Origin of the sequence: Pseudomonas syringae group sp. J248-6, from assembly GCF_032586995.1 — a bacterium.
GTDB classification, from domain to species: Bacteria; Pseudomonadota; Gammaproteobacteria; order Pseudomonadales; family Pseudomonadaceae; genus Aquipseudomonas; species Aquipseudomonas amygdali.
The window spans coordinates 188064-201282 of the sequence record NZ_JAWHOP010000005.1; the positions used below are offsets into that span (position 1 = coordinate 188064).

Annotated in this window: 14 protein-coding genes; 11 read left to right on the plus strand and 3 right to left on the minus strand. The window is 60.1% G+C overall.

All coding sequences use genetic code 11. From position 1 onward, the window contains the following. Positions 1 to 17: 17 nt before the first annotated feature. The 11 genes from nadD (at position 18) to lipA (ending at position 10141) form a co-directional block, all read left to right on the plus strand. Positions 18 to 677 (plus strand): nicotinate-nucleotide adenylyltransferase, encoded by a 660-nt coding sequence (gene nadD / locus RYC17_RS09085; RefSeq protein ID WP_161794688.1) that lies wholly within the window; start codon positions 18 to 20, stop codon positions 675 to 677. Between the two features lie 60 nt (positions 678 to 737). After that, on the plus strand, positions 738 to 1124 hold the full coding sequence (gene rsfS, locus RYC17_RS09090; RefSeq protein ID WP_002555337.1) for a ribosome silencing factor: 387 nt from the start codon (positions 738 to 740) through the stop codon (positions 1122 to 1124). A gap of 9 nt (positions 1125 to 1133) precedes the next feature. Further along, positions 1134 to 1601 (plus strand): 23S rRNA (pseudouridine(1915)-N(3))-methyltransferase RlmH, encoded by a 468-nt coding sequence (gene rlmH, locus RYC17_RS09095; protein ID WP_002555336.1) that lies wholly within the window; start codon positions 1134 to 1136, stop codon positions 1599 to 1601. Positions 1602 to 1629: 28 nt separating this feature from the next. Further along, positions 1630 to 3525, plus strand: coding sequence for a penicillin-binding protein 2 (mrdA, locus tag RYC17_RS09100; RefSeq protein ID WP_058402603.1), 1896 nt, complete (start codon positions 1630 to 1632; stop codon positions 3523 to 3525). A 31-nt stretch (positions 3526 to 3556) separates the two neighbouring features. Then, positions 3557 to 4660, plus strand: a complete 1104-nt coding sequence (gene rodA / locus RYC17_RS09105; RefSeq protein ID WP_003368803.1) for a rod shape-determining protein RodA — start codon at positions 3557 to 3559, stop codon at positions 4658 to 4660. A gap of 17 nt (positions 4661 to 4677) precedes the next feature. Then, positions 4678 to 5685 carry a lytic murein transglycosylase B gene (gene mltB / locus RYC17_RS09110; RefSeq protein ID WP_002555333.1) on the plus strand — a complete coding sequence of 336 codons (1008 nt, stop codon included), beginning with the start codon at positions 4678 to 4680 and terminating at the stop codon, positions 5683 to 5685. Continuing rightward, a complete protein-coding gene (locus RYC17_RS09115; RefSeq protein WP_002555332.1) occupies positions 5685 to 6713 on the plus strand; it encodes a septal ring lytic transglycosylase RlpA family protein in 1029 nt (342 codons plus the stop codon). The genes mltB and RYC17_RS09115 overlap by 1 nt, the downstream gene beginning before the upstream one ends. A 242-nt stretch (positions 6714 to 6955) precedes the next feature. Further along, the gene (locus RYC17_RS09120; protein ID WP_002555330.1) at positions 6956 to 8116 is read left to right on the plus strand and encodes a D-alanyl-D-alanine carboxypeptidase family protein; all 1161 of its coding nucleotides are present in this window, start codon (positions 6956 to 6958) and stop codon (positions 8114 to 8116) included. Positions 8117 to 8209: 93 nt separating this feature from the next. Beyond that, positions 8210 to 8485 (plus strand): DUF493 domain-containing protein, encoded by a 276-nt coding sequence (locus tag RYC17_RS09125; protein WP_002555329.1) that lies wholly within the window; start codon positions 8210 to 8212, stop codon positions 8483 to 8485. After that, a complete protein-coding gene (lipB, locus tag RYC17_RS09130; RefSeq protein WP_005745386.1) occupies positions 8485 to 9141 on the plus strand; it encodes a lipoyl(octanoyl) transferase LipB in 657 nt (218 codons plus the stop codon). Before RYC17_RS09125 ends, lipB begins: the two co-directional genes overlap by 1 nt. Beyond that, positions 9134 to 10141 (plus strand): lipoyl synthase, encoded by a 1008-nt coding sequence (lipA, locus tag RYC17_RS09135; protein WP_002555327.1) that lies wholly within the window; start codon positions 9134 to 9136, stop codon positions 10139 to 10141. The genes lipB and lipA overlap by 8 nt, the downstream gene beginning before the upstream one ends. A 145-nt stretch (positions 10142 to 10286) precedes the next feature. On the opposite strand, the gene RYC17_RS09140 is transcribed toward lipA, so the two are convergent. The 3 genes from RYC17_RS09140 to holA form a co-directional block, all read right to left on the minus strand. Next, positions 10287 to 11624: a lytic murein transglycosylase gene (locus RYC17_RS09140; protein WP_058402601.1), complete on the minus strand. Its 1338-nt coding sequence runs from the start codon at positions 11622 to 11624 to the stop codon at positions 10287 to 10289. Positions 11625 to 11707: 83 nt separating this feature from the next. Then, on the minus strand, positions 11708 to 11863 hold the full coding sequence (gene arfA, locus RYC17_RS09145) for an alternative ribosome rescue factor ArfA (RefSeq protein WP_002555325.1): 156 nt from the start codon (positions 11861 to 11863) through the stop codon (positions 11708 to 11710). A 283-nt stretch (positions 11864 to 12146) separates the two neighbouring features. Beyond that, positions 12147 to 13184, minus strand: a complete 1038-nt coding sequence (holA, locus tag RYC17_RS09150; protein ID WP_057402161.1) for a DNA polymerase III subunit delta — start codon at positions 13182 to 13184, stop codon at positions 12147 to 12149. Positions 13185 to 13219: the final 35 nt, after the last annotated feature.

A 13219-nucleotide genomic window follows, 5' to 3' on the forward strand; every position in this document is an offset into this window, starting at 1 on the left:
ACAACCCCACGACAGCGCTGCCCAGACGTATCGGTATGCTTGGGGGTACGTTTGACCCGGTTCATATCGGTCACTTGCGCGGTGCGCTCGAAGTGGCCGAACTGCTGGAACTCGATGAGTTGCGCCTGACGCCCAGCGCCAGGCCTCCGCATCGTGACATGCCGAGTGTCACTGCCGAGGACCGTCTGGCGATGGTTCAGAGCGCGGTTGCGGGTGTGTCGCCCTTGACGGTGGATGACCGTGAACTGAAGCGGGACAAACCGTCGTATACCCTCGACACACTGGAATCGATGCGCGCCGAACTGGCGCCTCAGGACCAGTTGTTCCTGTTGCTGGGTTGGGATGCCTTTTGCGGGCTGCCGACCTGGCACAGGTGGGAAGAACTGCTGGAGCACTGCCATATCGTGGTGCTGCAACGCCCGGACGCGGACAGCGAGTCGCCGGATGCCATGCGCAATCTGCTGGCGGCACGTGCGGTCAGCGACCCCAAGGCCCTGAAAGGGCCGGGTGGACACATTACATTCGTCTGGCAGACGCCTTTATCGGTGTCTGCCACCCAGATCCGTCAACTGCTGGCCAGCGGTAAGTCGGTACGTTTTCTGGTGCCAGACGCGGTACTGGCCTATATCGATGCGCGCGGGCTTTACCGTGCGCCGAACACTGATGGGTCGTCCTGAAACTGCTTTGATCGATAAGCGTTTGAACGGTCCCACACATACGAGCTGAATGAGTTTTATATGACAAAGCAAAAAATGAGCAGTGAAGAAGTCATCAATGTTGCGATTGCAGCCCTTGAAGAAGTCAAGGGTGCCGACATCCTGACCATCGATGTGCGTGACAAGACCAGCATCGCCGACTACATGCTGATCTGCACCGGCACGTCCAACCGTCAGCTGAACGCACTGGTCGATAACGTCCGTGACAAGGTCAAGGCGGCCGGCCTCAAATCCCTGAGCGAAGAAGGCAAAGGCGACAGCGACTGGGTTCTGCTGGACCTGGGCGATGTGATCGTTCACGTAATGACCGCTGCTGCACGCCAGTTCTACGACCTGGAACGCTTGTGGCAGGGTGCCGAACAAAGCCGTGCCGCCAGCGCTGCGCATCACACTCCAGGCAACGAATAAGGCCTTGATGTGCGTCTGCGTCTGATTGCTGTGGGTTCGCGCATGCCCAAGTGGGTGGAGGAAGGTTGGCACGAGTACGCCAAGCGGATGCCCTCCGAGCTTGCGCTGGAACTGGTGGAAATCCCGCTCAATACCCGAGGCAAGAACGCCGATGTCGCGCGCTTCATCCGTCAGGAAGGCGAGGCGATGCTGGCGAAAGTGCAGCCGGGCGAGCGGATTGTCACGCTTGAAGTGCATGGCAAACCGTGGAGTACCGAACAGCTGGCGGTCGAACTCGATCGCTGGCGCCTCGATGCGCGCACGGTCAACCTGATGGTCGGCGGCCCCGAGGGGCTGGCACCTGAAGTCTGTGCCCGCAGTGAGCAACGCTGGTCTCTGTCGCCGCTGACCCTGCCGCATCCACTGGTGCGCATTCTGATCGGCGAACAGATGTATCGCGCCTGGACGGTCCTGTCCGGGCACCCTTATCACAAGTAGCATCGTCTTTACTGTGAATACGGCCTAAATGTCTCAACCGATCCGCCTCAAAGACCACGAAAAGGACGCACGCCTGGTGCGCGGCAGGGTCGTGTTCGGTGCCGTGGCGGTGGTGTTGCTGGTGTGCGTGCTGATTGCCCGGTTGTATTACCTGCAGGTCATCCAGTACGAGTATCACTCCACGCTTTCGGAAAACAACCGCGTTCACGTTCAGCCGATTCCACCTAGTCGTGGGCTGATCTACGATCGCAATGGCGTTGTGGTCGCCGACAACCGGCCCAGTTTCAGTCTCAGCATGACCCGTGAGCGTGCCGGCGAGTGGTCCAGTGTGCTCGACACCATTGTCGAGATCCTGCAGCTCACCCCGGATGATCGCATCATCTTCGAAAAGCGTATGAAGCAGGGGCGTCGGCCGTTCGAGCCGGTGCCTATCCTGTTCGAGCTGAGCGAAGAGCAGATCGCCCTGATTGCGGTCAACCAGTTCCGCCTGCCAGGTGTCGAAGTGGTTGCGCAACTGGTCAGGCATTACCCGCAAGGGCCGCATTTTGCTCACTCGGTCGGCTACATGGGACGGATCAACGAGAAAGAGCTCAAGAGCCTCGACCCGATCAATTACAGCGGCACGCACCACATCGGCAAGACCGGTATCGAGCGCTTTTACGAGCCCGAGCTGCATGGTCAGGTCGGCTACGAAGAGGTCGAGACCAACGCCCGTGGTCGCGTACTGCGTGTGCTCAAGCGCACCGACCCGATCCCTGGAAAGGACATCGTTCTTAGCCTGGACATCAACCTTCAGGAAGCTGCCGAGGCCGCACTGGGTGGGCGTCGTGGCGCGGTAGTGGCGCTGGACCCGGCCACCGGAGAAGTGCTGGCGATGGTCAGCGCGCCGAGTTTCGATCCGAACCTGTTTGTCACCGGTATCAGCTTCAAGGCCTACGCCGAGCTGCGCGATTCCATCGACCGACCGCTGTTCAACCGCATTCTGCGCGGCCTTTACCCGCCCGGTTCGACCATCAAGCCTGCCGTGGCGATTGCCGGGCTGGACGCCGGTGCGGTAACGCCCGGTTCAAGAGTGTTCGACCCGGGGTATTACCAACTGCCCAATTACGATCACAAGTACCGTAACTGGAACCGCACCGGCGATGGCTGGGTGGATCTGGATACCGCGATCATGCGTTCCAATGACACGTACTTCTACGATCTGGCGCACAAACTGGGCATCGACCGGCTTTCCACCTACATGAACAAGTTCGGCATCGGGCAGAAAGTGTCGCTGGATATGTTCGAGGAATCCCCCGGTCTGATGCCGTCCCGTGAATGGAAGCGCGCGACCCGTCGTCAGGCGTGGTTCCCTGGCGAAACGCTGATTCTCGGCATTGGGCAGGGCTATATGCAGGCCACGCCGTTGCAACTGGCCCAGGCGACCGCATTGGTAGCCAACAAGGGTGTGTGGAACCGTCCGCATCTGGCCAGAACCATCGAAGGCAAGGCGCCTGTGGATGAAAACCCGATGCCGGATATCGTGCTGCGTGATCCGGCCAACTGGGGGCGAGTCAACCATGGTATGCAGGAAGTGATGCACGGCGCGCGTGGTACGGCGCGCAAGGCTGCCATTGGTGCGCAATACCGGATCGCGGGCAAGAGCGGTACGGCTCAGGTTGTCGCCATCAAGCAGGGCGAGAAATACGACCGCACCAAGGTTCAGGAGCGTCACCGTGACCACGCCCTGTTTGTCGGCTTTGCACCGGCCGACAACCCGAAAATCGTTGTTGCAGTGATGGTCGAGAACGGCGAGTCCGGTTCCGGCGTTGCTGCACCCGTTGTGCGTCAGGTGATGGACGCCTGGCTGCTCGACGAAAACGGCCATCTCAAGCCTGAGTATGCCGGTTCCCTGAATCTGGAGGCTGCGGCCCGTGAAGAGTAATTTCGACCGCATCCTGTCCAGCGAAGACGTGATGCGTCGCCGTGCCACTTTTTTGCAGCGCATTCATATCGATGGCCCGTTGTTGATCCTGTTGCTGACCCTGGCGGCTGGCAGCCTGTTTGTCCTGTATTCGGCCAGCGGCAAAAACTGGGACCTGCTCATCAAGCAGGCCAGCTCGTTTGGTATCGGTCTGGTGGCGATGGTGGTGATCGCCCAGTTGGAGCCGCGCTTCATGGCGCGCTGGGTGCCGGTACTGTATGTCATCGGCGTCCTGCTGCTGGTAGTGGTGGATGTCATGGGTCACAACGCCATGGGCGCGACGCGCTGGATCAACATTCCCGGGGTGATCCGCTTCCAGCCTTCGGAGTTTCTCAAGATCATCATGCCGGCGACCATCGCCTGGTATCTGTCCAAACGCACGCTGCCCCCGCATTTGAAGCATGTAGCGGTCAGTCTCGCCCTGGTCGGTGTGCCGTTCATTCTGATCGTTCGCCAGCCTGACCTGGGGACGTCACTGCTGATTCTGGCCTCAGGTGCCTTTGTGCTGTTCATGGCCGGCCTGCGCTGGCGCTGGATTATCAGTGTGCTGGCGGCCGCTGTGCCTGCGGCGGTGGCCATGTGGTTCTTCTTTATGCACGACTACCAGAAACAGCGCGTGCTGACCTTCCTCGACCCGGAAAGCGATCCGCTGGGCACCGGCTGGAACATCATTCAGTCAAAGGCAGCCATCGGTTCGGGCGGCGTTTTCGGCAAAGGCTGGCTGCTGGGCACTCAGTCTCACCTGGACTTTCTGCCGGAAAGCCACACCGACTTCATCATCGCGGTGCTGGGTGAAGAGTTCGGTCTGGTAGGCATCTGCGCGCTGCTGATCATCTATATGCTGCTGATCGGCCGCGGGCTTGTGATCACTGCGCAGGCGCAGACATTATTCGGCAAACTTCTGGCCGGAGCGTTGACCATGACGTTTTTTGTTTACGTTTTCGTCAACATCGGTATGGTCAGTGGCCTGCTGCCAGTGGTGGGGGTGCCATTGCCCTTCATTAGCTACGGCGGAACTTCGCTGGTGACCCTACTGTCAGCGTTTGGGGTTTTGATGTCGATCCATACACACCGTAAATGGATTGCTCAAGTTTGATTAAGGTGAACTATTCAATGCAAGCAATGCGTAACTGGGCTCGATATGCTCCGGTGGTCGGTCTGGTGGGCATCCTTGGATCGGTGCAAGAGGCACTGGCCGGCGACTATGAAGGTTCGCCCCAGGTAGCGGAATTCGTCGGTGAGCTGACCCGCGATCACGGTTTTGCCGGTGAGCAGTTGATGAGCCTGTTCCGTGAGGTCGAGCGCAAGCAGGCCATTCTCGATGCCATTTCCCGCCCGGCCGAACGGGTCAAGCAGTGGAAAGAGTATCGGCCGATGTTCATCACCGATACGCGCATCGCCCGCGGTGTCGATTTCTGGCGTCAGCACGAGGCCGCGCTGGCCCGTGCCGAGCAGGAATATGGCGTTCCGGCGCAGATCATCGTTTCGATCATTGGCGTGGAAACCTTTTTCGGCCGCAACACCGGCAATTACCGGGTGATCGATGCATTGTCGACGCTCGGTTTCGATTACCCGCCACGCGCCCAGTTCTTCCGCAAGGAGTTGCGCGAGTTTCTGCTGCTGGCGCGCGAACAACAGGTTGACCCCTTGACCCTCAAAGGCTCGTACGCCGGGGCAATGGGCCTGCCGCAGTTCATGCCGAGCAGTTTCCGCGCTTATGCAGTGGATTTCGACGGCGACGGCCATATCAACATCTGGACCGATCCGGACGATGCCATCGGCAGCGTTGCCAGTTACTTCAAGCGTCATGGCTGGGTAGCCGGGCAGCCGGTAGTCAGCCGCGCGACCGCACGTGGCGACCGGGTTGACGAAGGGTTGAGCCCTGCGCTTGATCCGGTAATGTCGGTCGGGGAGTTGCGACAGCTGGGCTGGGCGAGTCATGATGCGCTGCGCGACGATATGCCGGTGACGGCGTTCCGTCTGGAAGGCGACAATGGTCCTGAATACTGGCTGGGTTTGAACAATTTTTATGCAATCACCCGTTATAACCGCAGTGTGATGTACGCCATGGCCGTGTATCAGCTGTCTGAATCGTTGGTTCAAGCTCGAGGCGTCAAGTAATGCGGGCATTGCCGATTCTGCAAACATTCAAGCTTCTGGCGTTGACCGGCCTCGCAGTGCTGGTTGCCAGTTGCTCGTCGCCGTCACGCACAACCTCGTCGCAGTCGCCAAAAGGCGGTGCCGCCGTGCGCTCGATGCCGGGGCTGGACATCAACCGTGCCCACAAGGACGGCGCGCCGTGGTGGGATGTGGATGTCTCGCGCATCCCCGATGCGACGCCGACCCTGCACACCGGTGCCTATAAGGCCAACCCGTATACGGTGCTGGGCAAGACCTATTTCCCGATGAGCGATTCAAAGCGTTACGTCGCTTCGGGCACCGCTTCCTGGTATGGCACCAAGTTTCATGGCCAGAACACCGCCAACGGCGAGGTGTATGACCTGTATGGCATGAGCGCCGCGCACAAGACCCTGCCGCTGCCCAGCTATGTCAAAGTGACCAACCTGGACAACAACCGCACGGTGATTCTGCGCGTCAACGACCGCGGGCCGTTCTATTCGGACCGCATCATCGACCTGTCCTATGCTGCCGCCAAAAAGCTGGGCTATGCCGAAACCGGCACCGCCCGGGTCAAGGTCGAAGGTATCGACCCGCAGGAATGGTGGGCCCAACGTGGCCGTCCGGCACCGCTGATGCTCAATCAGCCGCAAGTGATGGCCCAGGCCACGCCGCCCGCGCTGTCGACATCGACCGGAACCGTCGAGCAATACACGCCGCCACCGCAGCAACACGCCGCACCTGTCGTGCCGTTGCAGGTTGACGCAAAAAAAAACGCTTCAGGACAAGCCGCTGGGCTGTTTCTCCAGGTGGGAGCCTTCGCCAACCCGGACGCTGCGGAGCTCCTGAGGTCGAAACTGAGCGGGATGGTTCGAGCGCCGGTATTCGTCAGCTCGATAGCTCGCAATCAGCAAACGCTCTATCGGGTCCGGATGGGACCGATCGACACGCCGGGTGAAGCCCAGCAACTGCAAAACAGCGTCAGGTCGGCCAATCTTGGTCAGCCAAGCGTAGTGACATCGGATCAGTAAGTTTTATCGACAATCGTTCTCCGGCAACAATAGAGGACGGTATGCAGTCGCAGGCGGCGCAGCTTTGCCATCAGGGCACGCGTTGCAGGTAACTGCCCACAAGGTCGTGTGTCGAACAGGCGACTTTGTCAGCCAGGGTTACAGCCTGGCGCCACGAGCCGTACCGAGGCGTTTTCGCCTCGCCGGTCTGTTCAGTTTTGCCCGCAAGGGCATGTTTGCCCATTAGGATTCTAGAGAGACGGATGAACATCACCACCTTTGCAAAACGTTTGTGCCTGCTTGTTCCACTGATTATCACCCCGACCGTCTGGGCGGCAGAGCAGATGACGCCTGCTGCACCGCAGCTGGCAGCCAAGTCCTACGTACTGATGGATGCCACCAGCGGTAACGTTCTGGTCGAGAACAACGGTGACCAGCGTCTGGCGCCTGCCAGTCTGACCAAGCTGATGACCGCCTATATCGCGACCCTGGAAATTCGTCGCGGCCAGATCGGCGAGAACGATCCGGTGACCATCAGTGAAAACGCCTGGCGCACGGGCGGTTCGCGGATGTTCATCAAGGTGGGCAGCCAGGTGACGGTCAGCGACCTGCTGCACGGCATCATTATCCAGTCGGGTAACGACGCCAGTGTTGCGATCTCCGAGCACATTGCCGGCAGCGAAGATGCATTTGCCGACATGATGAACAAGACCGCTGGCGACCTGGGCATGACCAACAGCCACTTCATGAACCCGACCGGTCTGCCGAACCCCGAGCACTACTCGTCGGCTCACGACATGGCGATCCTGGCGCGTGCAATCATTCACGAAGACCCGGCTCACTATGCGATCTACTCGCAGAAAGAGTTCTTCTGGAACGGCATCAAGCAGCCTAACCGCAACCTGCTGCTGTGGCGCGACAAGACCGTTGACGGTCTGAAAACCGGCCACACCGACGAAGCCGGCTACTGCATGGTGTCTTCGGCTGTACGTGACGGCATGCGTCTGATCGCGGTAGTGTTCGGCACCAACAGCGAGCAGGCCCGCGCGGCTGAAACCCAGAAGCTGCTGACCTATGGCTTCCGTTTCTTCGAAACCCAGAACTTCTATCAGAAGGGCACCGAGCTGGCTCAGGCAACCGTCTGGAAAGGCACCGAGCGTCAGGTCAAGGCCGGTCTGGCTGAAGATCTGAGCATGACCATGCCAAAAGGCGACATGAAGAAGCTTTCCGCCAGCATGACCATGAACCCGCAACTGGTTGCGCCAATCGCCAAGGGCGACGTGATCGGTAAGGTCGAGGTCAAGAAAGACGATCAGGTGGTTCACACCGCCAATCTGATTGCCCTTGATGCAGTTGAGGAGGGTGGCATTTTCCGCCGCGTGTGGGATAGCATCCGCCTGTTCTTCTACGGCTTGTTCAACTGACCTTCCAGTAACTACTGCCGACCTTCTCGCGGCCTGCTCATGATCTGAGCGGGCTGCGTGTCCGTCGTCACGGCTTGTGAGACCTTTACTGCCATGACTGATACCGACATCAAGTCGCACAAAATCGAATTCCCCTGCGATGACTATCCGATCAAGGTGATCGGTGATACCAGCGTGGGCTTTACTGCTGCTGTCATGGAAGTCCTGCACAAGTACGCACAGGTCGACCTCAAGACGCTCGCCGAGCGTCAGAGCAGCAACGGCAAATACACCACCGTCCAGTTGCACATCGTCGCTACAGGCGAAGATCAATTGCGCGATATCAATAGTGCCCTTCGCGCTACGGGTTTCGTGCACATGGTGCTCTGATGACGGCTGCGCTGGGTTTTCGTGATCTGGGCCTGATCGATTACGAAACTGCCTGGCACGCCATGCAACGCTTTACCGATGGGCGTGGCCGCGAGGCTGCCGATGAGGTCTGGCTGGTCCAGCACCCCCCGGTTTTCACCCAGGGACAGTCCGGCAAGGCCGAACATTTGCTGCTGCCGGGCAATATTCCTGTCGTACAGGTCGATCGTGGCGGCCAAGTGACTTATCATGGCCCGGGCCAACTGGTGGCTTACCTGATGCTGGACGTCAGGCGCCTTGGTTTCGGCGTTCGCGATCTGGTAACCCGGATCGAGAACACCCTTATTGCCTTGCTCGCCGACTACGGCGTCAAGGCAGCCGCCAAGGCCGATGCACCGGGTGTATACGTCGACGGCGCGAAAATCGCGTCGCTCGGTCTGCGCATTCGCAACGGCTGCTCGTTTCATGGTCTGGCGCTGAACGTCGACATGGACCTTGAGCCGTTCCGCCGCATCAACCCTTGCGGATACGCTGGGTTGGCCATGACCCAACTGAGCGATCAGGCAGGGCAGATAGAATTTTCCGAGGTAAGTGCCCGACTGCGTGCGCAGCTCGTCAAACACCTCGACTACGCTGAGCAGGCGACCCTTACGGGCGGAATAAACCATTATGACTGACACCGTGCAAACCCTGATCCCGACGCTGGATGTTTCCGAGCGAGTGGCCCGTCCGAAAGTCGAAGCGGGCGTCAAGCTTCGCGGAGCGGAAAAGGTTGCGCGCATCCCGGTCAAGATCATTCCAACGGTAGATCTGCCGAAGAAACCCGACTGGATTCGCGTGCGCATCCCCGTTTCTCCGGAAGTCGACCGTATCAAGCAATTGCTGCGCAAGCACAAGCTGCACAGCGTCTGTGAAGAGGCGTCCTGCCCGAACCTGGGCGAATGCTTCTCCGGTGGCACCGCAACGTTCATGATCATGGGCGACATCTGCACCCGTCGCTGCCCGTTCTGCGACGTGGGCCATGGTCGTCCGAAGCCGCTCGACGTCAACGAACCGAAGAGCCTTGCCATCGCAATTGCCGACCTGCGTCTGAAGTACGTGGTCATCACCTCGGTGGACCGTGACGACTTGCGTGACGGCGGCGCTCAGCACTTTGCCGACTGCATTCGCGAGATCCGCCTGCTGTCGCCGGGCGTACAGCTCGAAACGCTGGTGCCGGATTACCGTGGCCGGATGGACGTGGCGCTGGAAATCACCGCCGCCGAGCCGCCGGATGTGTTCAACCACAACCTGGAAACCGTGCCGCGTCTGTACAAGGCTGCGCGTCCGGGTTCGGACTACCAGTGGTCGTTGACCCTGTTGCAGCGCTTCAAACAGATGGTCCCGCATGTACCGACCAAATCCGGGCTTATGCTGGGCCTGGGCGAGACCGACGAAGAGGTTATCGAAGTCATGCAGCGCATGCGCGAGCACGACATCGACATGCTGACGCTGGGTCAATACCTGCAGCCATCGCGTAACCACCTGCCGGTGCAGCGCTTCGTGCACCCGGACACCTTCGCCTGGTTCGCCGAGGAAGGTTACAAGATGGGCTTCAAGAACGTCGCATCCGGGCCGCTGGTGCGTTCTTCGTACCATGCTGACGAACAGGCCAAGATTGCCAAGGCGATGCTCTGATAGATAGCGAGCGTTGAAACGAAGAAGGGCCAGGTAGCGATACCTGGCCCTTTTTTTGCGGTTGATTATCGTGCCGATGCTCTGCGGACTATCGTGCCAATGCTCTGCGTTGGCATGCCGTTCTGGACGCTCTGCGTCCTCCCGATTACTGCCCCGCAGGCTTGCGCAGGGCCTCCAGCAATTCATGCGTCGGGTAACCATCGGCTGGCCAGCCGAATGACTGCTGCGCGCTACGAATGGCCTTGCGCGTATTGGCACCGATAATGCCGTCTGGTGCGCCTGCGTCGTACTGGCGTGCCGAGAGCAGGGTTTGCAGTTCAATGCGTTCAGAGCGGCTCAGCGGAGTGTCCCCGCGTGGCCATGCGCCTACTACGTAGCCAGCCCCTTTGAAGCGGTCAGAAAGCAGACTGATCGCCAGTGCGTAGGAGGTGGAGTTGTTGTACTTGAGAATGGCGCGGAAGTTATCCAGCACCAGAAAGGCTGGCCCGCGATAACCGGCTGGCAACAGCAAGGCGGCTTGCTGCTGGCTGGCTGCGACTGGAATCGCCGAGCCGTCCGGCTGTTTCAGGCCCAACTGCTGCCACTCCGCAAGACTCTTGCGGGTTGTCGAATCTGCCAGCGAGTAATCAAACCCGGAGCCGAGCACCACTTCAAAGCCCCAGGGCTGACCACGTTGCCAGCCAGAGCTTTGCAGGTAATGCGCAGTGGAGGCCAGGGCATCGGCGGGAGTGTTCCAGATGTCACGGCGGCCATCGCCGTCAAAGTCGACGGCGTGGGTGTTGTAGGTGGTCGGGATGAACTGGGTCTGGCCCATCGCACCGGCCCACGAACCCAGCATCTTGTCCGGTGTGATGTCGCCATGCTGGATGATTTCCAGCGCGGCCAGCAATTGGCTCTGTGCAAAACCCGGACGACGGCCTTCATAGGCCAGCGTAGCCAGCGAGCGAATGACGGATTGCGTGCCCTGGAACGACCCGAAATTACTTTCCATGCCCCATACCGCGACCAGCGCCTGACGATCCACGCCATACTGCTGCTCGATCTTCTGCAGGTCGTCAGCGTACTGCGAAAGCAGCGCCTGCCCCTTGCGCACGCGTGCGGCGGAGATGGCACCGTCCAGGTATTCCCAGATCGGACGGGTGAACTCAGGCTGGCTGCGGTCGGCCTTGACCACGCTCATGTCTGGAGTGACACCGGCGAATGCCAGATCGAATACATCCGCCCGGATACCTGCCTTTAACGCCTGAACACGAAAACCGGCCTGCCATTCGCTGAAGCTGACGGCGGGTTGAATCGTGAGGGTGTCATCAACGACCAGCGCAGGCGTAGGGGCTACGGCAGGAGCGTTTGTCTGTGCTTTGCTGGATTGAAGAGGCGTGGCATCGGCTGCAGTGGGTTTTTCTGCGCAGGCTACCAAGGCAATAAGGCTGGAGGCAGCGATGAGTTGGCGCAGCTGCGGGCGATGGGTAAAACGAGAAGGCATGCTTGAGTCCAAGGGTATTACCGTTAGGTGCAGACCATAACACGGCTAAGCGGTTGAAAGCGCCTCGGAGATGTTGCTCGATATCAGGCCGCCATAAAGCAGGAAGCCTCCCAGCTTTTAGACTGGAAGGCTTCGCGGCGGTAGCTGCCTTTGCCCTTGGCGGGTTGTTCCTGACGACTGCGGAACAATGGCTGGGCGATAATGGATTTGGCCTTGTTCGGCCGCTTTGGCTTGCTCATGGCGGGTGCTCCTGATGGGTGTTGTAAAGCGATGCAAATCATCGGGCAGAACGGCGCTTGTGTCTAATAGTCGTGTGCTATGACGCTGAGCGCGGACTTGAATGCAATACCTGTGGGAGCGAGCTTGCTCGCGAAGGGGGCAGTGCAGGCGCCTCACTTTGATTATCGTGCCGATGCTCTGCGTCGGCATGCAGTTCGTGACGCTCCGCGTCACAAGAGGACGCAGAGCGTCCTGAAGGGCATTACCACGCAAAGCGTGGGAACGAGAGTCGACAGCACCTGCCTACTCCGCAGGCAATGCCAGCCGTTGCCCGGCCATCAGCAGCGCCAGCCTGCTCAGGCTGCTCCAGGGCGAGCCTGCCGCCTGACCCTTGATCTGCGCATCGATGCGCTGTGCATCCATGAGCAGCTGGCTCCAGCGTTTTGCCGAATGGCGTTGCAGGGCTTTGCTCATCAGCGGCTTGCGCTTGTCCCAGATTGGCGGGCGGGCTGAGCTGAACACTTTGTCGAGCGGCACGCCCTGGCTGAACTGCTGGGACATGTTGGCCAGTGCGCGCAGCTCGCGGGTCAGGGCCCAGAGGATCACGGGGGTTTCGACCCCTTCGCCGCGCAGGCCTTCCAGCATGCGCAACGCATGGGCTGCTTCGCCGTTGAGCACTGCATCGGTCAGACCGAATACATCGAAGCGCGCACTGTCGGCCACGGCCGCCTGTACTGTCTCGACGGTGATCTGGCCTTCTTCGGCCATCAACTTGAGCTTTTCGATTTCCTGCGCGGCTGCCAGCAGGTTGCCTTCGACCCGGGCAGCGATCAATTCGACAGCGTCCTGGGTCGCAGCAAGCCCTGCCTGAGAGAGGCGCTGGCGAATCCATTGCGGCAGTTGGCCAATGTCTACCGGCCAGATCTGCACGAACTGGGTTTGCGCACCCTCAACCAGTGCCTTGCCCCATTTGGTTTTCTGCGCACTGCCATCGAGCTTGGGCAGACTGATCAGTAGCAGGGTGTCTTCGGCCGGCCTTGCGCAGTATTCCATGAGCGCCGCAGCGCCTTTGTCACCGGGTTTGCCGGAGGGCAAACGCAGTTCCAGAAGACGGCGCTCGGCGAACAGTGACATGCTGGCGCCGGCCTGAAGCAACGTACCCCAGTCGAAACTGGCGTCAGCGCTGAACACCTGTCGCTCATCGAAGCCTTGCTGGCGCGCAGCGGCGCGCACGGCGTCAGCCGCTTCCTGGCAGAGCAGCGGGTCGTCGCCGCTGATCACGTAGACAGGCGCAAGTGCACCTTGCAGGTGTTTACCCAGTTGGGCGGGGGCGAGTTTCATGAGTCAGAGCATGTCGGGGCCAGCTGACTGGCCCC